This window comes from Streptomyces sp. NBC_00299, from assembly GCF_036173045.1.
In the GTDB taxonomy this organism is placed as follows: domain Bacteria; phylum Actinomycetota; class Actinomycetes; order Streptomycetales; family Streptomycetaceae; genus Streptomyces; species Streptomyces machairae.
In genome coordinates this window covers 9096986-9122546 of sequence record NZ_CP108039.1, presented here as the reverse complement: position 1 = coordinate 9122546, position 25561 = coordinate 9096986, and the positions used below count along the sequence as shown (strand labels likewise).

Below are 25561 nucleotides of genomic sequence, written 5' to 3'. Positions count from 1 at the left end.
GAGGCAACCCCCATGACCTCCGTACAGACAACAGACGTGGACGTCCCCACCGAGGACGGTGCAGCCGACGCCTACCTGGCCCACCCGGGCGACGGACTTCCCCGGCCGGGCGTCCTCCTCTACCAGGACGCCTTCGGGCTGCGTCCGCAGCTGCGGTCGATGGCCGACCGGCTCGCCGGCGCCGGGTACGCGGTCCTCGTGCCGAACGTCTTCTACCGGCACGGGCGCAGCCCGGTGTTCGATCTGCCCGAGTTCATCGACCCCGCCACGCGGCCCGGGCTGTTCGACAGCATCGGCCCGGTCATGCAGTCCCTGACGCCCGAGCTGGCCGTGCGGGACGCCGGCGCCTATCTGCGCTGGATGGCGGAGCGGCCGGAGTTCGCCGACGGTCCGGTCGCCCTCACCGGCTACTGCATGGGCGCGCGGCTCGCCCTGCGCACCGCCGGCGCCTACCCGGAGCGGGTGGCCGCCGCGGCTGGTTTCCACGGCGGGCAGCTGGCGACCGACGCGCCGGACAGCCCGCATCTGGCCGCCGAACACGTCACCGCGGAGCTGTACTTCGGCCACGCCGACGCCGACCACTCGATGCCTCCCGAGCAGATGGAGCGCCTCGCCGCCGCACTCACCGCGGCCGGGGTCCGCCACCGGTACGAGGTCTACGAAGGCGCCCACCACGGATACACACAGGCCGACACCGCCGCGTACGACAAGGCCGCGGACGAGCGGCACTGGGCGGCGCTGCTCGATCTGCTGAAGCGGAGGTTGTGAGTATCGGTCCGCCGGAGTTGGAGACCAGAGTGCCGATGCGCCGCTAGGGTCCGGATGCAGCGAGTGAGTCACGAGGAGCTGAGACATGGTCGGTCTTCCCGGCGCGCGTTGACGTCGTAGGCCGTTTCCGGTCCGTCATCGCGTGCTGCCCTTGATGTTGCGGCACAGCGAGCCTTCCTCTGCCTGAACCGTCGACGCACCAGTGGTGCGCCGGGTGACGGCCTCGTTGTCGGCAACCCAAGGGATCCCCGTGCCGTCCGCTTCCTCTCCCGCATCCGATTGCGGCGTATCCGATTCCGGTCGCCCTGCTCCGACGAGCCTGTGGCGGAATCCCGACTTCCGTCGACTTTGGCTGGGTCAGACGGCCTCCCAACTCGGCGAACACGCAAGTCTGGTGGTTCTGCCGCTCTTCGCCGTCCTGACGCTCCACGCCGGTGCAGGCCAGTTGGGCGCCCTGCGTGCGGTGGGGCAGGCGCCGATCCTGTTGCTCTCGCTCTTCGTCGGCGCGTGGGTGGACAGGTGGCGGACCCGCACGACCATGGTGCTCACGGACGTCGGCCGGGCGCTGGCCCTGGGCGCCGCCGCCCTGGCCGGGTTCTTCGGCTGGCTCGGCCTGCCCGGCCTGCTTGCGCTCGCCTTCGCCGTCGGGGCGCTGTCCGTGTTCTTCGACGTGGCCTACCAGGCGTCTCTCGTACGACTGGTGGAACGCGACCAACTGGTGCGCGGCAACAGCGCGCTCGAGGGCAGCCGGTCCGCGGCGCAGATCGGCGGTCCCGCGCTCGGCGGTGCGTTGGTGTCGCTGCTGTCGGCGCCGATCGCCGCCGCCTCCAGCGCGCTGTTCTTCGCGCTGTCGTTCCTGTCGATCCGGCGGATCCGCCGGCCCGAATCGCTCCCCGACCGCCCGGAACACTCGCACCCCCCTCGGGTCTGGCGGCTGATTCATGAGGGCCTGCGTTTCGTCGCCCGGAGTACCGCGCTTCGGACCGTGTGCCTGGCCTCGGCCGCCTTCCAGTTCTCCTTCGCGGCCATGATGACCGTCTATCTGCTCTTCCTGCCGCGGGAACTGCACCTGTCGGGCACCGTCGTGGGGCTTGCGCTCGCGGCGGCGGGACCGGGTGCGCTGCTGGGCTCACTGCTGGCCGCGCGTCTGCCGGGCCGGTTCGGTCATGGTGCGGTGCTTGTGGGAGCGGCGGCACTCGGCGACGGCGTGTTCTTGTGGGTGCCCGCGCTGCACGGCTCCTCCGCCGCAACGGTTGCCGCTCTCCTTGCGGTCGGCTTCGTGTTCGGGTTGGGCGGCCAGTTGGTGAATGTCACGGTCATGGCCGTCCGACAGGCTGTCACTCCGGACGGGATGCAGGGCCGCGCGGCCGCGACGATCACGTTCGTCGGCGGGGGGTTGACCCCGCTCGGTTCCCTGCTCGGCGGACTCCTCGCGGAGGAGTGGGGGCTGCGCACGAGTCTCCTGGTGACGGCGGCCGGCATGCTGCTGTCCCCGGTGATCATGGCGCTGTCCCCACTCGCCCTCCTGGGACGCGAACTTCCGGCCGCGCGCGACGCGCTGCGGGAACCTACTGCGCCGGTGCGGGCTTGGCGGCGCGGACGATGGCGGAGTGCATGCCGTCGGCGACCGGGTGGGCCGGGGTGATCTCGACGTCCGTGAAGCCCGCGGCCGCCAGTCCCTGCCGGTATTCGGCGAAGGACAGGGCGCCGGCGACGCAACCGACGTAGTTGCCGCGCTCGGCCCGCTGCTCCGGGGTGAGGGTGTCGTCGGCGACGACGTCGGAGACGCCGATGCGGCCGCCGGGCCTGAGGACACGGAAGGTCTCGGCGAAGACGGCCGGCTTGTCGACGGACAGGTTGATCACGCAGCAGGGCATCGAGGCCGTTCGCCCGATCCGCGACGCGATCGAGGAACGGGTCCACGGGCTGATCTCGGCGGTGCTGTCCGCCTGACCCGGGTTCACCGGGGCCGTCACTGCGAGGTGGGCGTCGGAGGGTGGTCCCGTTCCCACTGCCAGGTCCACAGAGCGGAGAGGCGGTGGTCGTGCTCGTAACCGGGGCGGACGAGCGAGCCGACGCGCTTGATCGCCTCTTCGGTGCGCGCGTCGCCCCACCGGAGAAGGCCGTAGGCGGCGTTGAGCCGCGTCGTGAACTCGTCCTCGTCGAGGAGGGCCGCGAGGGCGTCGGCGACTGCCGCAGTGCCGTCCCTGCGGTTCGCGACGGCTTCTGCGGCGCCGCCCCGCACAGCGGCCACCGGATCGCGCAGCAGCGCGACGAGGGCGTCCGTGACCTCGCGGCTGCCGTCCTGAGCCGCAGCCAGCGCCCGGCCGGCCTGATCACGCACGCCCCAGTCCTCGTCCCCGGCAAGGACCAGCAGTGCGGCCCGAGCTTGCGGACTCCAGCAGGGCGGAGGCGCTCCCCAGCTGAGCAGCAGGTCGGGAACCCGGGCGCGGACCCGGGGGTCCGGGTGATCGGCGTGCCGCAGTCCGACGGCTTCCAGTTCCTGGTGCTCCGTCTCGCTGAGGACGCGGAGCACCTCGGCGAGGGTCTCGGGGTCTTCCTCACCCTCGGCGGTCCATGCGACGAGCAGGTCGGCCGACTCCTTCTCGTAGGAGTTCCACCGGCTCCCGTGGCTCATCACGTGCCAGAAGATCACGTCGACGACGAACCGCCGGTGGTGCGGATCCGGACTGTGCCGGTACGCCGTGACGGCGGACCACGTCTCCTGGCTACGGCGTTCGCTGAGGACCCACCGGACGGACGCCCAGGCGACATGGTCCGGATCGCGCGGTGCCACCGCCCTGGCCACCAGCTCGTCCACGGGTGTCAGGATGCGGAAGGCCCACTCCAGGTTGGTAAGGATCGCGCTGTGCCCGGCGCGGACCGTGCGACCGCCGAGGGTCAGCTGCTCCACGTGGTCGTACTCGTCGTCCAGCACCCGGACCAGGTGGGCCGGGCCGGACGCGCCCGTCCTGCGCCGGAGTTCGTCCTCCGCACCCGGCCCTTGCCGGCGCCGGGCCAGAGCCAGGAGCTGCTCCCGATCCGCCTCGGGCAAGCGAAGTCGCGGCTCTCGGCCCAGGACCGCTTCCACCATCGCCGGTGAGCCACCCTCGACTGCCCGCACCAGCGGAGTCGTTCCGTCCGGCAGCACCCGGTCCGGATCCGCGCCGCCCTCGACCAGTGCCTGCGCGACGCCGGCGTCGAAGGCGGTGAGCGCGAGGCACAGCACCGGCAGCCCGTCATCCGTGACCGTGTCCGGGGCGGCTCCCGACTCCAGCAGCGCCCTCACGGCCTCCGCGTCCCCGCGTCGCACCGCCGCGACGAGTTCCGTACCGTCCAAGTTTGCGCCGTCCCCCGCCTCGTACCGACCCCCGGCCCGACCTGCTGTCCGGTCGACAGGCAAGACCGGCCCAGGCGAGGGTAGTTCCGCCGTTCCTGGGCCGCGACCGGATTTACGCGGCGCTCCCGTCCTCGCCGCCGCCCCCGCTGCCGGCTACTTCAGGGACTCGAAGTAGGCCTTCTGCGCCGGGTAGTAGTGCTCGAATTCGGGCTGGGGCCCGCCCGTGCGGCTGACGGTGAGCATGTCCAGGTAGTACTCCCAGCCCGGGCCGGTCTCGCCGAGCTGTTCGGTGGAGGTGAGGTGGTGGATCAGCCGGAGTTCGGTGGTGCCGTCGGCCTCGGCCAGGACCAGCTCCAGGGACCAGGAGCCGACGGCGTCATCCGTCATGACGGCGAGTCGGTGCGGTGGTTCACAGGCCTCGATCCGCATCGGGTACCAGGGTGCCGACTCCTCGAACACCAGCTGCACCTCGACGGTCCGGCCGGGTCCGGCCTCGCCGCGCCAGGGGCCGAACCAGCGGGCGGTGCGCTCCGGTTCGGTGACACTCGCCCAGACGTCGTCGACGGGGGCACGGTAGGTGCGGGTGATGATCAGGTCGTACCCCGTCGGGGTGGGTACGAGCTGCCCGGTGGGTTCAGGGTTCATGCCGTGTCCTCCTGGTGCGCGGTTCGCGGGGTGTCGGCGGCGGTCGAACGGGTGCGGTCCCGGCGCGTCCGGTGGACCTCGGTCTCCAGCGCCGCGAGACGCTGCGACCAGTCGGACCGCTGGGTGTCGAACTGGGCGAGCCAGGCGGTGAGAGGACCCAGCCGGGAGCGGTTGAGCGAATAGCGCCGATGACGTCCGGCCTGCTCGTCCCGGACGAGGCCGCTCTCGCGCAGCACGCGCAGATGGCGGCTCACCGCCGGCCGGCTGATGGAGAACCCGGCGGCGATGTCGCCCGCCGTCAGCGGAGCGTGTCGCAGCATGACCAGGATCTCCCGGCGCACGGGATCGGCGATCGCGTCGGCCACGTCCGTCAGTTCGTCCACGGAGAAAGCGTAACCCATCGGTTACGCATTCGCGCGGGGCAGCAGAGCTGGGGGCTCGGTGGACGAACTGAGGACCCACGAGGTGCGTAGCGGGCCCGAGCGCGGATATGCGTCACCGGTGGGGCGGGCGCAAGCTGGTCGTGTGCCCGCTTCGTCCGCCGGCACCTGACGTGTGGGGAGAACTCGGATGACATCGATGGCGAACCTGCCGGAGGTGGTGTCGCGCGAGGAGTGGGTGGCCGCCCGTAGGGAGCTGTTGGCCAAGGAGAAGGAGCTCACGCGGGCCCGCGACCGGGTCAACGCCGAGCGGCGACGGCTGCCGATGGTGCGCGCCGACAAGCCGTACACCTTCGAGGGGCCGGACGGGCAGGTCGGCCTGCTCGATCTGTTCGAGGGGCGGCCCCAGCTCGTCATGCACCACTTCATGTGGACCTACGACATCGACGCGGACGGCACCGAGCACCCCCGCGACACGGGCTGCTCCAGCTGTTCCTCCGCGGCCGACCAGTTCCCCGCCAGGCTGCGGCAGCTGCACGTCCGTAACACCACGCTGGCTGCGGTGAGCCGGGCGCCGTACGCGAAGCTCGCCGCGTACCGCGAGCGGATGGGGTGGACGTTCCCCTGGTATTCGTCCGCCGGCAGCGACTTCAACTACGACTTCCACTCCACCGTCGACGAGCGGGTCGCACCGGTTGAGGTCGACCAGCGCACCGAGGCCGAGCTGGCCGAGGTCGGAATGCCCTGGTCGGAGGCCATGCGCGGCGACTATCCGGGGATCAGCGCGTTCCTGCGCGTCGGGGACGACGTCTTCCACACGTACTCCACGTTCGGCCGCGGCATCGAGGAGTTCCACAACGGCTACCCGCATCTCGACCTCACCGCGCTCGGCCGCCAGGAGGTGTGGGAGGAGCCGAAGGGCCGCGCGGAACCGCTCGGACTGCAGGTCGGCGGGCCCGGCTTGCGGCTGCCCGACGAGTACGACGCCTGACGTCGACACGACATGCCGAGCGCCGCCCGACGGTCCTTCCGTCAGGCACGCGGGGTTACCGTCGGCGGCATGGACGGTGATCGCCGAGGGTGGCTCGCGTGTGTGCTCAGCGGGGCGGTGTTCGCCGTGTGCATGGCCGGCACCACCCTGCCGACTCCGCTGTACGGCCACTACCAGGACAAGTTCGGCTTCTCCGAGCTGACGGTCACCGTCGTCTACGCCGTGTACGCCTTCGGCGTCATCGGCGTGCTGCTGCTGGCGGGCAATGCCTCCGACGCTGTGGGCAGGCGTCCGGTGATTCTGACGGGACTGGGATTCGCGGCCGCGAGCGCCGTCTGCTTCCTGTGCGCCACGGGGCTGGGCTGGCTGTACGCGGGGCGGCTGCTGTCGGGGGTGTCCGCGGGTCTGCTCACCGGGGCCGCGACGGCGTACGTGATGGAGCTGGCCCCGCAAGGCGGCGCCTCCCGGGCCACCTTCATCGCGACCGCCGCCAACATGGGCGGGCTGGGCTGCGGTCCGCTGCTCGCCGGAGTGCTGGCGCAGTACGCTCCGTGGCCGCTGTACCTGCCGTTCGTCGTGCACCTCGCGCTCGTGGCGTGCGCGGTCGCCGTGCTGGTGCGGCTTCCGGAAACCGTACGGGAGCGGCGGTCGCTGCGTACCGTGCGGCCGCAACGGCCCAGCCTGCCCGCGCAGGTGCGCACGGTGTTCGCGCCGGCGGCGATCGCCTCGTTCGCGGGTTTCGCGCTGTTCGGGGTGTTCACGGCGGTCAGCCCGGCGTTCCTGGCCGAGTCCCTCCATGAACGCAATCACGCCGTCAGCGGGCTGGTCGTCGCGCTGGCCTTCTTCGCCTCGACCGCCGGGCAACTGGCCGTCGGCCCGGTCGGGGTGGGGCGATCGCTGCCGCTGGGCTGCGCCGTGCTCATCGGCGGGCTGGCGCTGCTCGCGGGCGCACTGTGGTGGGACCTGCTGTGGCTGGTCGTGCTGAGCGCGATCGTCGGCGGGGTCGGTCAGGGGCTGTTGTTCCGCGGGGCACTGTCCGCGATCGCCGCGGCGTCCCCGGCGGAGCAGCGGGCGGCGGTGATCTCGACGCTGTTCGTGGTGGCCTACACGGGCATCTCGCTTCCGGTGATCGGCGTGGGCTTCCTGACGGAACCGATGGGGTTGGAGGGCGCGGGCCTGGTGTTCATCGCCTGCATGACCGTCCTGGTCTCGAGCGCGGCGGCCTATGTGCTGCGGCGGCCGGTTCCGGTGGGGACCTGAGCCTGTGCGGGCCGGACGCGCCGCACAGGTCCGTGCCGGTACGAGGCAGCTACGCGCTTTCCGGGGCCGGCAGGGATGCGAGCCATCCGGTCAGCAGTTCGTTGGTCTCCTTGGGGCGTTCCTGCTGGATCCAGTGGCCGCAGCCGTCGAGGACATGTGAGGAGCGCAGGCCGGGCAGGGTCGCGGGGAAGGCCTTGATCGCGTCGGCCAGCCATGTGGTCGAGGCGTCCAGCGCACCGCCGAGGAACAGCGAGGGCTGGGTGATGGGGGCGCCGGTGTGGGCGGCCAGATCGGCCCAGTCGCGGTCCATGTTCCGGTAGCGGTTCAGGGCGCCGGTCATGCCGGTCCGTTCGAACTCTCCCGCGTAGACGTCCAGGTCCGACTCGTCGAGCCAGGAGGGCAGTCGGCCGGCGGGGAACCTGTCCCGCAGTGTGCCGCCGGGGCCGACGAAGTGCGGGTCCGGGGCGTCGGCGGCCGGCCGGGTGTCGGCGGACAGTGCGGCGTAGAAGCCCGCGAGCCAGCCTCGTACGTCCGGCTCGATCTCGGCCTCGGCCCGGCCGGGCTGCTGGAAGTAGGAGACGTAGAACTCGTCCGGGCCGCCCAGCTGCGCGAAGACCTCGCTCGGCTTCGGGCCGCCGGGCGGGGTGTACGGCACACTCAGCAGCCCGACCGCGCGGAACACGTCGGGCCGCAGCAGCGCGGAGTTTGCCGCGATGGTCGCGCCCCAGTCGTGCCCCACGATCACCGCGGACCGCTCACCGAGGGCCTCCACCACGGCGACGTTGTCCTCCACCAGCGCCGGCATCCGGTACGAGTCCACCGCCTCCGGCCTGGAGGAGCGGCCGTAGCCACGCACGTCCATGGCGACCGCGCGGTATCCGGCCGCTGCCAGCGCCGGCAGCTGGTGGCGCCATGAGTACCAGGACTCCGGGAAGCCGTGCACGAGGAGGACCAGCGGACCCGTCCCCTGTTCCGCGAGATGGAGCCTTCCGGCGGGAGCGGGTACCAGGCGGTGTGTGGCGTCCGTCGGCTGGGCGGGGTGCGACATGGTCTCCTCCGGAAGTGCCGGTCGGTGGGTGCGCCGGGCTTCGCGGCCTCGGGAGGCAGGGCGGGGCTCGGCGCATCGTGCCGCCATCGTGGTGGCGGGTGCCCCGGCGTCGCGAACCTCGTTGCCGGTTCGGCAACATCGGCGCCCGGGCGTCCGGTGCAGGCGGGCGGCGTCCACATCACGCCTCGCCTTGCCGGGCACGGGAATTGACCGGCCACCGGCATCGTCGGCGGCCCGCTCAGGCCTGCGGCCCCCGATCCGTCCGTGCCGACAGTCCCCGGCGCAGGCACTCGGCCAGCCGGGTGGCGATGGTGCCGTCGGGGTCGAGGCGAGGGTTGAAGATCGTGACGTCGAGGCCCACGGCTCGCGGGTCGCCCAGTGCCCTACGCAGCACGCTCTCCAGCTCTTCCCAGGTCAGCCCGCCGGGAAGGTGGTAGTCCACCGCCGGCATGATCACGTCGTCCAGGACGTCGACGTCGAGGTGGACCCAGAACCCGGCGCTCGCGCCGGCGGTGAGCCGGTCGACCGCGCCGCGGGCCGCCTTGGTGGCGCCGGCGGCGCGCACGCCGTCGAGGTCGATCGCGTGCAGCTCGGGTGGCAGCGGCTGCATGCCGGCCTGGGCCGACTCGTCGGCGTCGCGGAAGCCGAGGGCCACGACGTCCTCGTCGCGCAGCAGGGGGCCGCGGCCTTCGAGGTCAGTGAGCAGCCGGGGGCCGCGGCCCGTGGCCAGGGCGAGGTCCATCGAGGCCGCCTCGCCGTACGGCTCGGCAGAGGGCTGGTAGAAGTCGGTGTGGCCGTCGAGGAACAGCAGGCCGTGGCGTCCGCGGCGGCGCAGGGCGAGAAGGTTGCCGAGCAGGATGCTGCAGTCCCCGCCGAGCACGACGGGGAAACGGCCGTGGTCGAGGACGTCTCCGACCGCGTCGGCCAGCCGGGCGGAGTACTCCGCGATGGCCCGGGGATTGAGGACTCCGGTGACGGGGTCCCGCGTCGGGTCGTAGGCGGGCGGTTCGACGCGGCCGGTCCGTACCGCATCGAGACCGTTCAGCAGGCCGGCGTCGAGCAGCGCCGTCGGCAGCTCCTGGACCCCGGACGGCCGCAGGCCGAGGACGGACGGTGCCTCGATGATCGCGAGCTCCTGCATGTCCGGCCCTTCCGTCACTGCCTGCCGCCGCTCCCCCCACTCCATCTCTGCCACATCCGGTGGACGGCCACCACTTGTGGTCCGTCAGTGATACACATTTCAACGGCTACCGGCGGTAAAGGCTTGCTTTACACATCTTTCACACGTACACCTTGCTCCACAACTGGCCAGAACTCTGGGGGGAGTTGGCTTATGGAAGGCACGGTGGACGGGTTCCGCTATGGTGCGGTGACCCCGGTGGCGGCTTATCTGATGGCCTGCCTGGGAGGGGCGTTAGGACTGCGGTGCATCGTCCGGTCCTTGCTCAACGAGCATTCGTGGAAGCCGGGTTGGCTCGCGCTCGGCGCCGCGTCGATCGGCTGCGGCATCTGGACGATGCACTTCATCGCCATGATCGGCTTCGAGGTCGAGGAGACCCGGATCCGCTACGACGCGGGCCTCACCGTCCTCAGCCTCGCCGTGGCGATCGTCGTGGTCGGCATCGGTGTGTTCATCGTCGGCTATCTGGGCGCGGGCAGGGGCACACTGGTCGGCGCCGGCGTCGTCACGGGACTCGGCGTGGCGGCCATGCACTATCTGGGCATGGCGGCGCTGCGCCTCGACGCCGCCATCCGGTACGACATCTCCACGGTGGGTCTCTCCGTCCTGATCGCGATCGTCGCCGCGACCGCCGCTCTGTGGGCGGCCGTCACCATCCGCGGCTTCCTGACGAGTCTCGGCGCCAGCCTGGTCATGGGCGTGGCCGTTTCCGGGATGCACTACACCGGCATGGCCGCCGTCAGCGTCCATCTGCACGGCACCACCGGCGCGTCGTGGGCCGGCGGCTCGTCCTCCTCGCTGCTGCTTCCGATGCTCCTGGGACCGATCGTCTTCCTCGTCCTGGCCGGTGTGGTGGTGATGTTCGACCCGCTCCTGGTCCTCGGTGAGGGCGAACGCAGCCGGCCCGGCACAGCACGGCGGTCCGGCACCGACCAGCGCCCCGGAGCCAGGCAACAGCCGGTCCGTGACCGCGAGTTGAAGGCTCCTGCCCACACCCCGCACCCCGACCGGGAACCGTACGCCCGCAAACGGTGACCCCGGGAGCGGGAGCGCGGCGACGCGCCGGGTCCGCGCTCCCCCCTCTCGTCCTTCTCTAGATCATTGTTACGGTGCACCGGTGTCTGACTCCTCACGCGATACCGCCGAAGGCGCCGGCTGGGGCGCCCCCGAACTCGGCACGTACAAGCGGCTGATGCCGCCCAGGGTCGAGAAGATCTCCTGGCTCGACCCCAAGATGCTGTGGGCCGCCCGCAACGGCGTGCTGGCGTCCTGGTTCGGGGACCCCACGGGCCGTACCCGGAGCCGTTGGGTGGCGCAGCGGACGGCCGCCGGCGCTCCCGCCGACAAGGTGATCCGGCGCGACGACCCGGACCGCTTCTCGTTCCTCGTCATCGGCGACACCGGCGAGGGGGATGACCCCCAATACGCCGTCGTGCCCGGCCTTCTGAAGACGGGTCAGAACACCCGGTTCGCGGTCCTCGCCAGTGATGTGATCTATCCGGTCGGCAGTGCCGACGACTACGGCACCAAGTTCTTCCGGCCGTACCAGGACTACCAGGCGCCCATCTACGCGATACCGGGCAACCACGACTGGTACGAGGACCTCGGCGCGTTCATGCGCGTCTTCTGCGACGACGCGCCGCCCCTCGCGCCGGAGCCCGCGCCGCGTCTGCTGAGCCGGGCCCGGCTGCGGTCACTGCTGTGGCACCGCCCGCGCAAGGGTGACGGCCACCATCTCGCGGACGCACGGAAGTTGAGGTCGGCGGAGGTCCAACAGGCCGTCCAGCCGGGGCCGTACTGGGCGATCGACGCCGGGCCGGTGCGGATCATAGGCATCGACACCGGACTCCTCGGAACCATCGACGCCGAACAGGGCGCGTGGCTGCGCGAGGTGTCCAAGGACCCCCGCCCGAAGATCCTCATCACCGGATCGCCGCTGTACGTGGACGGCGAACACCATCCCTGCACGATCGAGGGCGGCGGGACCGTCGACGAGATCGTCCGTGACCCGGCCCACCGCTATGTCGCGGCGATCGGCGGTGACATCCACAACTACCAGCGCTATCCCGTCCGGGTGGACGGCCGCACGATCCAGTACGTGGTCGCGGGCGGCGGCGGTGCGTTCATGCACGCCACACACACCATCCCGCGGGTCGACGTCGCGAACGTCACCGAGAAGGATTTCCGCTGCTATCCGCTGCGCGGCGACTCCCTGGCCTTCTACAGCAAGCTATACGGCCGCAGGCTGCGACTGCGTCGCTTCTTCACCGTCACCGAGGCGGAGGCGGCGGCCGTCGTCGCCGAGCGCCTGGGCATTCCGCTGACCCGAGCCCAGCAGACCACGACCCGCATCACCTGGCGCACCCGTCTGGTCGCCAGTCTGCTCGGGGCCGGCCGCCGTCCGGACCGCACCGCCCGGTTCCGCCTGCCCGTGCGCAAGATCTACACGCAGCTGTTCTCACCCAGCTCGGCGACCTACAGCCCGCCGTTCTTCAAGTGCTTCCTGCGCCTGGACGTCACGCCGGAGACCGTCCGTCTGCGCTGCTACGCCGCGACCGGCAACCGTGCCCAGGAGGTGGACCCGCCGGTCGAGGACGAGGTCACGATCCCCTTGCACTGATCGCGGGCATGCACTGAACGCGGGTGGTGGGAACACCGCGGGCGTTGATCGAGTTGGCAGTGCCATACGCCATTGAAGGTTCAATGAAGCTTCCATGATGGAGGGGCTCATGCCGTCGACCTCACGCCCGCTGCGCAAGCTGGGTTTCCTCACCATCGGGCTGTTCGACGAGGCGGATCCGCGCCGCGGCCACGAGTCCACGCTGGAGATCATCGAGCTGGGCGAACGGCTCGGCTTCGACAGCGCATGGCTCCGCCACCGCCATCTCCAGTACGGCATCTCCTCCCCCGTCGCCGTCCTGGCGGCGGCCTCGCAGCGCACCAGCCGCATCGAACTCGGCACCGCGGTGATCCCGCTCGGCTGGGAGAACCCGCTGCGCCTTGCGGAGGATCTGGCGACCGTCGACCTCCTGTCGGGCGGCCGCCTCAATCCGGGCGTGAGCGTGGGCCCGCCGATGCACTACGACCGGGTCAAGGAGGCCCTCTACCCCGACACGGCCGACGCCGAGGACTTCGGGTACGAGCGGGTGCGGCGGCTGCTGGACTTCGTTCGGGGCAAGCCGGCCACGGACTTCAGCAGGGTCGAGGGCTTCGAGGCCGGGCGGCGGCAGCCGCAGATCGAATACAGCTCGGACCGCGTCCAGCCGCAGTCCCCCGGCCTCGGCAGCCGGATGTGGTACGGCGGCGGCAGCATGCGTTCCGCCCAGTGGGCCGGCGAGCACGGAATGAACTTCCTGACGAGCAGCGTCGTCAAGGCCGAGGGCCCCGAGGACACGGCGGCGGCACCGGACTTCGAGCAGATCCAGCTCGCCCACATCCGCGCCTTCCGCTCCCATCATCCCGACGGCGAGAACGCCCGTGTCTCCCAGGGCCTCGTCGTCATCCCCACCGACTCCGCCACGCCGAAGCAGCGTGCGAAGTACGAGGAGTACGTGGCCGAGCGGACCCCGCGGACCAAGTCACCGCAGGGTCCGGCGCGGCTGCTGTTCGCGCCGGACCTCGTCGGCAGCTCGCAGGAGATCGCCGAACGCCTCCACGCCCACGCCGCGTTCCGCGAGGTGGACGAGGTGGCGTTCGCGCTGCCCTTCACCTTCGGGCACGAGGACTATGTGCAGATCCTCACCGATCTCGCCGGCCGGCTCGGGCCGGCGCTGGGGTGGCGCCTGGGACGATGACCCGGTCGAGCAGGTGCAGCGGGGCGGGCCGGATCCCGGCGGCCTCGGCCGCCTCCCAGTGAGCGAGGGCGCGGGGCAGGTCGACGAGGCCGTGGGTCAATGGCAGTTCGCTCTGCGGCCTGCCGCAGGCCCTGAGGTGGGCGTGGAGCAGTGACTCAAGTCGGCACGAGGCCATGGTTGCCGGAATCCCGGACCGCAGGGCGAAGCCGGCGCTCGCCACGGCCGGCAGGTCCTCGCTGAGCCGGGTCCGGGTCGAGTCGAGGGCCAGCAGGCCACCGCCGATGACCAGCACGTCCTGCTCCCGGCTCATCCGGTCCAGTGCCCTCCCGGTGTCGAAGCAGTGCGGGAAGGAGTCGTCGACCACGATCGTGCCGGGGCGGAGCCGGTCGACGTCCAGCAAAGTCGACGCGCCGCTGACGGCGGTGACGATCACGTCGGCCTCGTAGACCTCCGCGGGCAGCGTCAGCCCCGACTCCACGACCTGCACGGGCATCGCCGCAGGCGGATACTCGGACGCCAGGTCCGCAGTCAGCCGTTCGAGTAGCGGGGTGCTGCCGGGCAGGTCGCACAGCAGCAGCCGGGCCGGTGGACCGGATGCCGTCGCGAGCAGCAGTCGTAGGGACGAGGTGCCGATCGAGCCGCATCCGACGACGGCGAGGGAGAGATCGTCGAGGCGACGGCCGGTCGCCGCGAGCGCGGCGTGGACGGTCTTGACCACGGCGACGGTCGTCGACGCATGTCCGGTGGTGATCTCCGCGCCGGCCGTGGTCTCCCGCAGGACGTCGTAGCCGTAGCCGGTGAGCGACGGGATCATGCCCGCGAGCGAGACGCAGCGGGCGCCGAGTGAGGCGGCGTGCTCGACGGCGCGGGCGGTGCGGGCCGCCAGGTCGCCGGCCGGGGCCAGCTCGTCGGCGAAGAGCGGAAGGGCGACGAAGCCGGAGTTCCCCAGCGGGGTGCCGGTCTCCTCCAGCAGGCGGGGCCGGCCGTCCGGGAACAGGAGCGCCCGGATCTCCTCGCGCCCGAGGCCGGGGCTGTCGTACGGCAGTCCGGCGAGGGCGGCGAGGTGGTGGGGCGCGGGCAGGTAGCCGACGAGCGCGGCGTCGAGGTCGGGGCGTCGCCGGCGGCCCTCGCGAGCGGGGGCGGGGACGGCATCCCTGAGCGCCTCCCGCAGTTGCCTCCGCATCTCCTCGGCGAACCCGGTGACTTCGCCCGACGTCAGGGCCGCCGCCGGAGCCCGCACGGTGATGCGCAGGCCTTCACCGTCCGCCAACGGCCGCACGGCGAGGAACACATCGGTGCCCACCGGCGGAGGGGCGAGGGAGGTGTCGGACTCGTCCGCGTGCAGGGTCAGGCCCGCACGGACCTCCTCGGAGCCGAGGGACGTGAAGTCGAGGAAGGTGAAGAAGAACTGGGCGTGGCGCGGCAGTCCGGCCGCCGAGCGCACGTCGCTGGGGCCTTCGGCCCTGGCCAGGTCCGTCTCCGCGGCAAGACGCCGCAAGTCGTCGGCAAAGCCCGGCTGTTGCCCTCCAGAGCTTCCGGGAAGAGCCGGGCGCAGCGCCACCGCTTCCGCGAACGGGCCGAACAGCCGGTGTGCGTCCGGCGTGGACTCCTCACGTCCGGTCACGGCGAGGCCGAGCATCAGGTCGCGCTGTCCGGTGAGTTCGGCCAGGGCGCGGTAGTACGCGGTGAGCAGCGGTGCGTACAGGGTGCGGTGTGCCGCTCGGGCGAGCCGGCGCAGTCCGCCGGTCGTGGCGGCGTCCAGGGTGAAGCCCGTGGTGTGGAAGGCCGGTTGGGACTCAGGGGTCTCCTGGGTGGTCGGCCGGCGCAGCGCGGGGGGCGTGTAGGGCGCGCGGAGGCGGGTGCGGTAGCCCTCGGCCTCGGGTCCGTTCGGTTGCGGGCGGGCGGTGGACAGGGCCACGTGGTCGCGGAAGGTGCTGTCGAGCGGCGGCAGGCCGTGCGGAAGACCGCGGTCGAGGCGGTCGTACGCGGTGAGCAGTTCCCCGGCGAGGAGCGCGGCGCTGAAGCCGTCGCCGATGAGGTGGTGTGCGTGCACGGCGAGCACGTGCTCGCCGGGTGCCACGGTGAACAGCCGCAGCCGCAGCAACGGCCAGGCCCAGGGCTCCAGTCGGCGCCCGGCCTCCTCGGCGATCCGCCGCTCCAGCAGGTCGGGGTGCGCGAGGGTCTCCGTCTCCACGGGCAGGCGCAACGAGTCCGGCAGCTCCTGCTGAACCGGCGGACGGGCGCCCGCGGGGAAGACGGTCCGCAGCATCGGATGCCGCGCGACCAATACGTCGACGGCGCGCTGGAACACGTCATGGCGCAGCGACCCGCTCACCCGGAAACGGGCGAGCCAGCCGGAGCCCGCCCCCGGGTCGATGGTCTCGGCGAGCAGGAATCCGCGCTGGGACGGCGTGAGGGGAAAGGGGCCGGCGAGCTGCGGGGGCGCGGAGTCCGGAGTCGAATCGGGCGACGGCTCGGGGACGGGAGTGTCGGCTGCCGCATCAAGAGCCGCCGCGAGTGCGCTCAGCGTGCGGTGGGTGTAGACCGTCGTCGGCCTTGGGACCGCGGGAAGTTGCTCGCGCAGGCGGGCGAAGAGTTCCAGCACCATGATGGAGTCCCCGCCGAGTTCGAAGAAGTCGTCCTCGCGGGTCACGTCCGGTACAGCCAGCAGGGCCGACCAGATGCGCGCAACGGTGTGCTCGGTCGCAGTGGCGGGCGGGGTTCCGGGCTGCACACCCTGATCGTCGACGACGCCGGAAGCATCCGTGCTCGTCGTCCCCTCACTCTCGCGCGCCAGCCGGTTGCGGTCGACCTTGCCGGTGCCGGTCAGGGGCATCAGCGGGAGCGTGGGGATGCGTCCGGGCAGCATGTACGGCGGCAGGACACGGGAGAGGAAGGCGCGCACCTCGCGTGCGTCCGGCTCGGCCGTGCCGGACCGGGGTTCGAGGTACGCCACCAGGCGTCCGTCGATCAGCAGGACGGCGGCGCGGGCGATGTCCGGGTGGGCGAGCAGCGCGGCCTCGACCTCGCCGAGTTCCACACGGTGGCCGCGGACCTTGACCTGGTCGTCGAGGCGGCCCAGGAACTCCAGTACCCCGTCCGCCGCCCGGCGGACCCGGTCGCCGCTGCGGTACCAGCGGCGGCCTTCGCGCTCGACGAAGGCCCGCGCGGTCAGCTGCGGCTCGCCGAGGTATCCGGCTGTCAGACCTGTTCCGGCGATGAGCAGTTCACCGGCCTCGCCGGGGGCGCATGGACGCCCGTCCTCGGTGACGACGGCCAGTTCGGTCCCGGCGACCGGCCGGCCGATGGGCAACTGGCGTACGTCGTCGGCCGGTCGGGCGTCGATGACGTGGCAGGTGGCGTTGATGGTGGTCTCGGTGGGCCCGTACAGGTTGGAGATCCTGTGCTCCGGTCCCCCGCAGCCGTCGAGGAGGTCGAACCAGCGGCGTACGTGCGCCGCGGGCAGCGCCTCGCCGCCGACGTGGACCCAGCGCAGTGCCGACAGGTCCGGGGGTGTCCCGTCCTGCCTCGCGCGGATCTCGGCGGCGGTCAGCAGCCGCTCCCACAGCGTCGGTACCGAACTCCACACCGTGATCCGGTCGTTGACGATCCGGTCCAGCAGGGCTTCCGGGTCGCGCAGGAGGTCGCGGGTGAGGGTGTGAACGGTGGCGCCCACCAGCAGCGGTGCCAGCAACTGGCGTACGGAGGCGTCGAAGCAGACGGACGCCGTCTGCACGAGGCGGTCTCCGGGGCGGTAACCGAAGGTGGCCAGTGACCAGTCGAGGTAGTTGAGCATGGACCGGTGGGTGATCGGGACGGCCTTGGGACGGCCCGTGGAACCCGACGTGAAGATCACGTAGGCGATCGCGTCGGGGTCGGCGGGCGGCGGCTCGTTCGGAGACGGCTCGGCGGGGGGCCGTTCGTCGGCGGCCACCGGTGTGATGCCGTCCAGCGCGGCGACGGCATCCCGCGTCGCACCGTGGCAGACCACTGCGCCGACCCCGGTGCGTTTCACCTGGTCCCGCAGCCGCGCCACGGGATGGGTCGCGTCCATGGGCACCCAACCGGCGCCCGCACGCAGGATGCCCACGACGCCGACGAGCGTGTCCGGGCCCGGCTCGGTGAGCAGGCCGACCAGGTCGCCGCGGCGTACGCCACTCGCTCGCAGCCGGTCCGCGAGGGCGCCGGTGGCGGCGTCGAGTCCGGCGTAGGTGAGCGTGGTACGGCCGGTGTCCACCGCGACGGCTCGCGGTGTCGCCCGGAACTGTGCACACAGTCGGCCGACGATCCCGGCGTCGCCGTCGTACCGCTGCGCGGGGATCAACTGACCGGCCGCGGCCCGCAGTTCCTCCAGATAGTCTTCCGCGAGGCGTTCGACGGTCTCGCTTCGGAAGAGCTGCGCAGGGTGGTTCCAGGAGAGGCGCAGGGTCGCGTCCGACTCCCAGCACAGCAGGCCGAGCCTGGTCGCGGCGGAGGCGGTGGCCGCCGCGGTCGGGGTCACGGTGACCGGCCAGTCCTGGCCGTGGCTCACCGGGAAACGGGCGAAGCTGAAACCGGCCGGGGCGACCGTGCGCGGGGCGAGGCCGGTGGTGGGCAGTAGCGCGGCGATGTCAGGGCTGGCGAGCGTCGCGTGGGACTCCGCCTCCCGCCAGATCCGCTGCAACCGCCGGGCCAGTACCGTCACGGGCTCGGCAGGGTCGACGGCGGCGAACACGGGCAGGGTGTCGGCGAGCGGGCCCACGAGAAGGTCGATCCCGGGCAGGGCCGCCTCGCGGCGGGCACGCGCCACGTTCACGGCGACGGCCCCCTGTCCGCCCCAGCGGGCGAGGCAGCGGCCGTACACCGCGAGGAGCAGATGGAAGAGGGAGACCTCGTGGCGGGCGGCCACCTCCCGCAGCGCCGCCGTGAGTGAGGCGCCAACGGTGGTCTGGTGGTGGGTGAGCGGCGGCGCCGGGAGTGCCTCCGGGTCGCCGTCGTAGGGCAGGGTCATGGACGCGGCCGTCGCGCTGTGCTCTGCGATGCGGTCACGCCAGTACTGCTGGTCGCGGGTGAAGGCCGGGGACTGGCGGTCGGCGGTGACCAGGGCGGCGTAGTCGGCGAACTCGGCGCGTGGGGCGGGGAGTTCAAGGGGGCGGCCGTTGGCGAGCGCGGTGTAGAGCGACCACAGCTCCTCGCACAGGACCTTGAGGCTGAAGCCGTCCGCGGCGCTGTGGTGCACGACCAGCAGAAGGTGGGCGAGGTGCTCGTCCCTGCGATCGCGAACCAGGACGGCACGCGCCGGATCCTCGGCGGTCAGGTCGAACGGGCGGTTGTACAGCCGCCGTTCGAGGTCGGACAAGGGCGGCAGGGTGTCGTCCGGCTCGTGCACCTCGTACCAGCGGGGTGCCCGGTCAGTGGGCTCGGCTGCCGCGGTGTACTGGCGCGGCGGTGAACCGTCTCCCGTGATCCGCAGACGCAGCATGGGGTGGCGGGCGGCGAGTTGGGCGAGGGCTCGGCCGAGGAGGGCCGGGTCGAGGGGGCCGCGGACGGTCTGGCGGATGTAGCCGTAGGAGGTGATGCCCTCGTACAACTCCTCGGTGGTGAGGAAGGCGCGCTGGAGGGGGGTGAGGGGGTACGGGCTGTTGTCGTGGGCGCGGTGCACGGTGGCGGGCGTCTGGGAGGCTTGCGGGTTCTGTGCGCCGATGTGGGCGGTCAGTTCGCCGACCGTTCGGTACTCGAAGAGCAGGGTCGCGGGCAGGGGGAGCCCGAGTTGCCTCTCCAGACGGCGGGCGAGGTCGACGGCGGTCAGCGAGTCCAGTCCGAGACTGAGGAACTGCTCGTCGTCGCCGATGTCCTCCGGGGCGCGGTGCAAGGCCTCGGCCAGCAGGCCGCGTATCAGGTCGGCGGTGCGAGTCGGGTCGGTCACGGCGGGGGCGTTGGCCGACGACGAAGACGCGGCGAGAGGCGAGGCTTCGGCCGGTGACGGGCGGGTCGCGGCCGGCGGACGGCCCGGAGCGGCGGCCACGGGCGTCTGCGCGGGGCTCACCAGCACGTGCGCGGCACCGGTCGCGACGGCCGTCCGCAGTCCCGCGATCGCGGCCCGCGTGGTCATGGGACTCACCCCGCGGGCGCGCAGCCGTGCCTCGGCCGGTGACCCGGCGGCCAGTCCCGCGTCCGCCACCGGCCCGAACCCGACCGCCAGCCAGGGCCGGCCCGCCGAGCGCTGGGCGGCGGCGAAGGCGTCGAGGAAGGCGTTGGCGGCCGCGTAGTCGCCGAGCGCGCCCGCCAGGCCGGGCAGTACCGAGGAGACCGAGGAGAAGGCGACGCATACGGCCGGCTCCTGGCCGTGCCGGCGCAGCGCCTCGGCGAGCAGCAGCGTGCCGCGCACCTTCGCGGCGAGCGTCTGCTCGATCTCCGCGTCGGTCTTGGTGCGGAGGGTGCCGGGCCGAACCGTTCCGGCGGCGTGGAACACCCCGTCCAGCGGGGGCAGGGTGGCGAACAGCGCGTCGACGTCGGCCTCGTCGGAGACATCCGCGGCGTGGTACCGGGCCTGGGCGCCGTGGGCCCGGAGATCGGCGAGCAGTTCGTCGGGGACGGTGCGGGAGCGTCCGGTGAGGATCAGTTCGCCTGCGCCGCGGGCCGCGAGGTCGCGCGCGAGGGCGGAACCTAGCCCTCCGGCACCCCCGGTGATCAGGTACGCACCGTCCGGCGGCAGGTCCCCGCGCGCCGCCGACACGTCCGCCACCTGGGCCGGCGTACGGCCGAGCCTGCGCCCGGAGCGCCAGGCGACCGCGCCCTCGGCGCCGGGCTCGTGGGCCGAGTACAGCTCACGTTCCAGGGCATCGACCTGCGCGTCGAGCGGGTCGCGGGACGACAGGTCGACGCTGCGGGCGGCGAGGCCTGGGTGTTCCTCCGGGAGTGCGAGGGCGAAACCGTGCAGGAGTGAGTGCGTCGGGCGCGCCGACTCCTGCGAGATACCGGTGACGTACGCGTCCTCGGTGGCCACCAGGAGGCGGGAACAGTCGGAAGAGAGCAGGTCGAGTGCCTGGCGCAATGAGGACGTCGAGGAGAAAGCGGGGCTCGGGGACTGCGAGCCTCCGTCGCCGGCGCCCGCCTCTTCTCCCAGCAACACCAGGACATCCGCCGGCATCCCGGTCGGCCCGGGGGACCTCAGTACGGTCACCCCACGGTCGGTGAGCCTCTCGGCGAGGGCCCGGCCGAGCGCCCGGTCGCCGCCGATCAGCCGCACGGCACGGGGCCCGGCGGCAGGCGAGAGCGGTGCGTCCCTCCAGTCGAGTCGCCGCACCACAGCAGCCTCGTCGGGCTTGCGCGGCCAGAAGCGGGTGCGCTGGAAGGGATACGTCGGGACCGGCACCGCGGGACGGTTGCCGCCCCGGGTCGTCCGGTCCAGAGCCGCACGATCCAGGGCAGCACCGCGCGTCCACAGTCGGCCTGCCGTCTCCAGCAGCGCTCCTGCACTGGAGGGGTCCGCGTCGCGGTCCGGGACGGAGGAAATTCCTGTCGTCGACACCGAGACGTCCGAGACGCCCTGCGCCCCGGCGACGGCGCGGACAGCCCCGACCAGGGTGTTCCCCGGGCCGAGCTCGACGAAGGTGTCGTACCCCTCCTCCAGAAGCCTCGCCACGGCGGCACCGAACCGCACCGGCTGGACGGCATGCGCCCGCCAGTAGGCGGGCGTGAGGTCGGGCCGCCAGTCGCCGGTGACCGTGCTCAGCATCGGAACGGCCGCCGGCTTGACCGTCAGTGTCTTCGCGGCGTCCCCCAGTGGATCGAGGACCGGCTCCAGCAGCCGTGAGTGGAAGGCGTGGGAGACACGGAGCCGGCGTGCGGCCACGCCCCGGCTCCTCAGGTCCGCGAGGGCACGGTCGACGGCGTCCTCGGCACCCGAAATCACCACCTGCTCGGGCCCGTTGACGGCGGCGACGCTCAGCGAACCGGCGGACGCGGAGACCAGCTCGGCGACGGTTTCCTCGTCGCCCCTGACCGCGGCCATGGCTCCCGGGCGGGCCCGTTCCCCCACCAGCCGCCCGCGCTCCGCGGCGAACCCCACCGCCTCGTCCAGAGTGAGCGAACCGGCGACACACGCCGCCGCGATCTCCCCCACGCTGTGCCCGGCCACCGCGTCGGACGACAGGCCCCACTCCGCCAGCTGACGGGCCAGGCCCACCCCGAACGCGACGAGCAGCGGCTGGGCGACCTCCGTCCTGGCCAACTCCTCGGGATCCATACGGGGGTCGAGGCACCACTCGGCGAGGGAGCGCCCGCGTATGGGCCCCGTCAGCGAGGAGGCCTCGTCCAGGACGTCCCGGAACACCGGGGACGTTCGGTACAGGGTGCGTCCTTGGCCGGGCCGCTGTGCACCCTGGCCCGGGAGGAGGAACGCCGTCCGAGGGCGGGACCGGGCGACGGTGAAGTCCGCTGTGCGGGCCGCGTCGAGGCGTTTCGCGAGGTCGCCGTCCGCGACCATGGCGAGACGGTGGGGACCGTCGTCGCGCGCGGAGTTCACGGCGGCGCAGACGTCCGCCTCGTGCAGGTCCGGGTTCGTGCGCACATGGGCGGCCAGATCAGTGGCTGCTGCGCGCAGGGCGTCGGCACTGCGGGCCGACAGCGTGAGCAGGTGCGGGCCGTCGGCGGCCGGACTCGCGGAGGTTGTCCGTCGAGGCGCCTCTTCAAGGACGGCGTGGGCGTTCGTGCCGCCGAAGCCGAAGGCGTTGACGCCCGCGATCAGCGGCCCCGACCCTTGGGCCCGCAATTCCCGCTGCTCGGTGACGAGTTCAAAGCCGGGTGCGACGCGTTGCAGGTACGGCGCTGTCGGAACGGTGTTCGGGGAGGGCGGGACCTGTCGGTGCTGGAGCGCCAGGATCGTCTTGACCAGGCCCGGCATGCCCGCGGCGTTGAGCAGGTGCCCGATGTTCGCCTTGACCGAGCCGAGCAGGCGGGCCAGCCCGTCCGCGCGGGGCGGGAACGCATGCCCGAGCGACTGTGCCTCGACGGGATCGCCGACCGGAGTGCCGGTTCCGTGCGCCTCGACGTACGACACCGCTGCGGGGTCGATGCCGCACTCGCCGTACGCTCGTGTGATGACCTCGCGCTGGGTGCGCGGGTTGGGGGCGAGCAGGCTCAGCGACCGGCCGTCGTTGTTGACCGCAGTGCCGCGCACGAGGGCGAGGACCGGACCGCCCGACCGCTGCGCGTCGTCCAGGCGGGCGAGGACGAGGGCCGCTCCGCCCTCCCCGGGCACGATTCCGTCCGCGGTGGCGCCGAAGGGGCGGCTAACGCCCCTCGGGGAAAGCGCACCGGCGCGTTCGAGCAGTCGGTGGCCGGTCGGGGTGAGGGCGAGTTGGACGCCCCCGACGACGGCGATGTCGCACTCGCCGCTCTGGAGGCTGCGGCGGGCCAAGTGGAGTGCCACTAGCGCAGAGGAGCAGGCGGTGTCCACTGCCAGGGCGGGGCCGTCGAGGTCGAGTGCCTGAGACAGGCGGGCGGCGATCAGGTTGGGCAGGTTGCCGGTGAGCGCGCCGGCGTGGGCTGCCAGGTCGCCGTCCGTGGCGGCGGCCAGGATCTCGCGGTAGCCGCTGTCACCGACCGCGGCGAACACGCCGACCTTGCGGCCGGTCCGCCGCGGCCCCGCGTAGCCCGCGCGTTCCAGGGCCTCGTGGGCCAGTTCCAGGAAGACCCGGGCTTGCGGATCGGTGGCACGGGCCTCCTCGTCGTCCATGCCGAAGCAGACGGCGTCAAAGGCGGCGGGGTCGGGGAGGAAGGAGCCGGAGAAGCGGGGAGGAGCAGCGCCGGGGGCCTTCTCGGACCTTTCGCCTCGGCCCTCGCCGCCCGCGCCGTCTTCGCCGCCCGCGCCGCCCGCATGACTGCCTCCGCCCTCGCGGCCCTCTTCCTCTCCTCGGCCCGCGCCCTCCCAGCGGTCTTCGGGGACACCGGTGACCGTGTCACGACCGGACGCGAGCAGTTCCCAGAAGGCCTCGGGCGACTCCGCACCGGGGAAGCGGCAGGCCATGCCGAGCACCGCCACCGGACGGTTTCGCGCAGGGTCCCCGGCCGGCTGAATACCCGGCCCCTCGCCGGTCGGCTGCAACGCCCCGCTGCCGTCCGCGCTCGCCCCCACTCCGGCACCTGACGCACCGTCACGCCCGGTCGGCAGGACCAGCACATGCCCGGCCAGGCCGGCCACGGTGTCATGGTCGCGCAGCACGCGAGGTTCCACCGTGACGGAGAAGGCGTCCTCGATTCCGGCGAGCACGGCCATCGCCTTGAGGGAGGAGCCTCCGAGGGCGAAGAAGCGGTCGTTCCGGTCGATCGCCGCCGGCGCCAGGTCCAGCGTCCGTGCCCAGATCCCCCGGATCACGTCCTCGACGTCACGCCGCGAGCGCGGCACGGCACGATCCTGCGGACCGCGCTCCTGGTCCCGAGCCTCATCCACCGAGGTCTGGCCCGCGTGTAGGGCAACGCCGCGCGCTGCCGACAACCGACCCTCGACCTCCGCATAGGCACCCGACTCGAACCGCTCGCGCATCACCGCGCGCCGCAGCTTGCCGCTCGTCGTCCGGGGAAACGCTCCCGGCGGCAGCGGCAACACCCGTACGTCGTCGTGGCCCAGCGCCTCCCGGACCCGGGCCGCCGCCGCGTCGAGCACAGGAAGGGCCGTAGCCAAGGGGGGCCGTGCCCACTGCACGAACACCACGACCCGGTCGGCTCCGGTGGCCGGATCGGTGGACCCGATGGCCGCCACCGTCCCGCCGGGCAGTCCCGGAGTGGCGGCGGTGGTCTCCTCCAGATCGGGGGCGTGGAAAGTACGGCCGCCCATGAAGACGATGTCCTTGTGGCGGCCGGTCACACACAGTCGGCCCTCGTTCAGGAAGCCGAGGTCGCCCGTCCGCAGCCAACCGCCGTCGAACGCGGTCGCGCTCGCCTCGGACGCCCGGTGATAGCCGCGAGCCAGCTGAGGCCCGCGTACCTCGATATGACCGATACGCCGGTCACCGATCGGCTCGCCGGAATCGTCGGTGACACGGACCTCGCAGTCCGGGACGGGACGGCCCACGTCCATCAGCTCGACGGCGTCCGGGCCGGGTTCCGCGGGAACGGCCCGGCCACGGCTGAGTGCCGCCCGGTCCAGTCGCAGGGGCGCGGCGGTCTCGCCGAGCGGAGGGACGGTCACCGCGAGCGTGGCCTCGGCGAGCCCGTACACCGGGAGCATGGCCCTCGCATCCAGTCCTGCCGTCCCGGCCTTCGCGGTGAACTCCCGCCACACGCGCGGGGCGATCGGCTCCGCGCCGACGAGCATCAGGCGTACGGAGCTCAGGTCCAGTCCGGCCCAGGTACGGTCCGGCACCCGCCGTGCCGCCAGCGCCAGCGCGAAGTTCGCCGCCGACAGCAGGGTCGCCCCATGCCTGGCCGTCGTCTCCAGCCAGAGGACCGGGCGTTTGGCGAAGGTCAGAGGTTCCAGGCGTACCTGCTTCAGGCGCGCCGCCATGGGGACGAGGTGGGTGCCGATCAGGCCCATGTCGTGGAAGTACGGCATCCAGCTCGCCACCACGTCGTCAGGTGTGATCGCCATGGCGGTACGGATCTGGCGGAGGTTGGCGAGAACGGCCTCGTGGGTGAGTTCCACGCCCTTCGGGGCGCCGGTGCTGCCGGAGGAGAACTGGAGGAACGCGAGGTCCTGTGGGCGGCGCCGGGGCAGTGAGCGAAGCGGGCCGGCCTTGCGCAGCTCACCCAGGCGCAGTGCGTTCACCGGTCCCGGAATCTCGGCGAGCAGCGCCTCCGTGGTCGCGTCCACGACGACGGCGGGCCTGCCGAGGAACTCCCACACCGGCCCCACGCGACGCGCCTCCGGAGCCAGCGGCACCGGCACGAGGCCCGCCGCCAACGCTCCCCAGAACATCGGCTGGAAGTCCTCGCCGAGACCCGCGAGGAGAGGCACGGGCGTGCCGGGCTCCAGTCCCGCCGCGTGCAGACCACCTGCCACGCGCAGCGCGTCGTCGCGGAGTTCGGCGAAGGAGACGGTGCGTTCGCCGCCGTCTCCGCGGACGTGGACGACGACCTGCCCGGGGGCCTCGGCGGCGGCGTGCAGCAAGACGTCGACGAGCGTGTCGGCGGTAGGGCGCCCGGGAGTCGGCATGCGCTTCCTTCCTCATCGCACG

13 protein-coding genes and 1 pseudogene are annotated in these 25561 nt (G+C 72.5%); 7 read left to right on the top strand and 7 right to left on the bottom strand.

Annotated features, from left to right (window positions below):
* The first annotated feature begins 12 nt into the window (after positions 1–12).
* Both OHT51_RS40500 and OHT51_RS40495 read left to right on the top strand, forming a co-directional pair.
* Complete coding sequence (locus OHT51_RS40500) at positions 13–768, top strand: dienelactone hydrolase family protein (protein WP_328883895.1); 756 nt, start codon at positions 13–15, stop codon at positions 766–768.
* 250 nt (positions 769–1018) lie between these two features.
* On the top strand, positions 1019–2413 hold the full coding sequence (locus OHT51_RS40495; protein ID WP_443052669.1) for an MFS transporter: 1395 nt from the start codon (positions 1019–1021) through the stop codon (positions 2411–2413).
* Here OHT51_RS40495 and OHT51_RS40490 read toward each other — a convergent pair.
* The 4 genes and pseudogenes from OHT51_RS40490 to OHT51_RS40475 form a co-directional block, all read right to left on the bottom strand.
* Positions 2337–2636, bottom strand: a pseudogene (locus OHT51_RS40490) (arsenite S-adenosylmethyltransferase); the annotation flags it as partial. The gene OHT51_RS40495 and the pseudogene OHT51_RS40490 sit on opposite strands and share 77 nt — an antisense overlap.
* A 104-nt stretch (positions 2637–2740) precedes the next feature.
* The gene (locus tag OHT51_RS40485) at positions 2741–4108 is read right to left on the bottom strand and encodes a HEAT repeat domain-containing protein (protein WP_328883894.1); all 1368 of its coding nucleotides are present in this window, start codon (positions 4106–4108) and stop codon (positions 2741–2743) included.
* Between the two features lie 153 nt (positions 4109–4261).
* A complete protein-coding gene (locus OHT51_RS40480; RefSeq protein ID WP_328883893.1) occupies positions 4262–4753 on the bottom strand; it encodes an SRPBCC family protein in 492 nt (163 codons plus the stop codon).
* Positions 4750–5136: a metalloregulator ArsR/SmtB family transcription factor gene (locus OHT51_RS40475; RefSeq protein WP_328883892.1), complete on the bottom strand. Its 387-nt coding sequence runs from the start codon at positions 5134–5136 to the stop codon at positions 4750–4752. The genes OHT51_RS40480 and OHT51_RS40475 overlap by 4 nt, the downstream gene beginning before the upstream one ends.
* A 187-nt stretch (positions 5137–5323) precedes the next feature.
* Here OHT51_RS40475 and OHT51_RS40470 point away from each other — a divergent pair, with 187 nt between their 5' ends.
* Both OHT51_RS40470 and OHT51_RS40465 read left to right on the top strand, forming a co-directional pair.
* Positions 5324–6124, top strand: coding sequence for a DUF899 domain-containing protein (locus OHT51_RS40470; protein ID WP_328883891.1), 801 nt, complete (start codon positions 5324–5326; stop codon positions 6122–6124).
* A gap of 69 nt (positions 6125–6193) precedes the next feature.
* Positions 6194–7384 (top strand): MFS transporter, encoded by a 1191-nt coding sequence (locus OHT51_RS40465; protein WP_328883890.1) that lies wholly within the window; start codon positions 6194–6196, stop codon positions 7382–7384.
* A gap of 49 nt (positions 7385–7433) precedes the next feature.
* Here the strand turns inward: OHT51_RS40465 and OHT51_RS40460 are convergent, their stop codons facing one another.
* Positions 7434–8432, bottom strand: coding sequence for an alpha/beta fold hydrolase (locus OHT51_RS40460; protein ID WP_328883889.1), 999 nt, complete (start codon positions 8430–8432; stop codon positions 7434–7436).
* Positions 8433–8670: 238 nt separating this feature from the next.
* On the bottom strand, positions 8671–9573 hold the full coding sequence (locus OHT51_RS40455; RefSeq protein ID WP_328883888.1) for an arginase family protein: 903 nt from the start codon (positions 9571–9573) through the stop codon (positions 8671–8673).
* Between the two features lie 192 nt (positions 9574–9765).
* Here OHT51_RS40455 and OHT51_RS40450 point away from each other — a divergent pair, with 192 nt between their 5' ends.
* The 3 genes from OHT51_RS40450 (at position 9766) to OHT51_RS40440 (ending at position 13406) form a co-directional block, all read left to right on the top strand.
* Positions 9766–10647 carry an MHYT domain-containing protein gene (locus OHT51_RS40450; protein ID WP_328883887.1) on the top strand — a complete coding sequence of 294 codons (882 nt, stop codon included), beginning with the start codon at positions 9766–9768 and terminating at the stop codon, positions 10645–10647.
* An 82-nt stretch (positions 10648–10729) separates the two neighbouring features.
* On the top strand, positions 10730–12232 hold the full coding sequence (locus OHT51_RS40445) for a metallophosphoesterase family protein (RefSeq protein WP_328883886.1): 1503 nt from the start codon (positions 10730–10732) through the stop codon (positions 12230–12232).
* A gap of 109 nt (positions 12233–12341) precedes the next feature.
* Complete coding sequence (locus tag OHT51_RS40440) at positions 12342–13406, top strand: LLM class flavin-dependent oxidoreductase (protein WP_328883885.1); 1065 nt, start codon at positions 12342–12344, stop codon at positions 13404–13406.
* Here the strand turns inward: OHT51_RS40440 and OHT51_RS40435 are convergent.
* Entirely contained in the window at positions 13351–25539 is a 12189-nt protein-coding gene (locus tag OHT51_RS40435) for a non-ribosomal peptide synthetase/type I polyketide synthase (RefSeq protein WP_328883884.1), read from the bottom strand. The genes OHT51_RS40440 and OHT51_RS40435 overlap by 56 nt on opposite strands.
* Positions 25540–25561 lie beyond the last annotated feature (22 nt).

Excerpts from the sequence above, each read along its gene's own strand:
- OHT51_RS40435 (WP_328883884.1), bottom strand. The coding sequence starts at position 25,539 with ATGCCGACTCCCGGGCGCCCTACCGCCGACACGCTCGTCGACGTCTTG.
- OHT51_RS40470 (WP_328883891.1), top strand. The coding sequence starts at position 5,324 with ATGACATCGATGGCGAACCTGCCGGAGGTGGTGTCGCGCGAGGAGTGG.
- OHT51_RS40500 (WP_328883895.1), top strand. The coding sequence starts at position 13 with ATGACCTCCGTACAGACAACAGACGTGGACGTCCCCACCGAGGACGGT.
- OHT51_RS40440 (WP_328883885.1), top strand. The coding sequence starts at position 12,342 with ATGCCGTCGACCTCACGCCCGCTGCGCAAGCTGGGTTTCCTCACCATC.
- OHT51_RS40460 (WP_328883889.1), bottom strand. The coding sequence starts at position 8,432 with ATGTCGCACCCCGCCCAGCCGACGGACGCCACACACCGCCTGGTACCC.
- OHT51_RS40465 (WP_328883890.1), top strand. The coding sequence starts at position 6,194 with ATGGACGGTGATCGCCGAGGGTGGCTCGCGTGTGTGCTCAGCGGGGCG.
- OHT51_RS40480 (WP_328883893.1), bottom strand. The coding sequence starts at position 4,753 with ATGAACCCTGAACCCACCGGGCAGCTCGTACCCACCCCGACGGGGTAC.
- OHT51_RS40450 (WP_328883887.1), top strand. The coding sequence starts at position 9,766 with ATGGAAGGCACGGTGGACGGGTTCCGCTATGGTGCGGTGACCCCGGTG.
- OHT51_RS40455 (WP_328883888.1), bottom strand. The coding sequence starts at position 9,573 with ATGCAGGAGCTCGCGATCATCGAGGCACCGTCCGTCCTCGGCCTGCGG.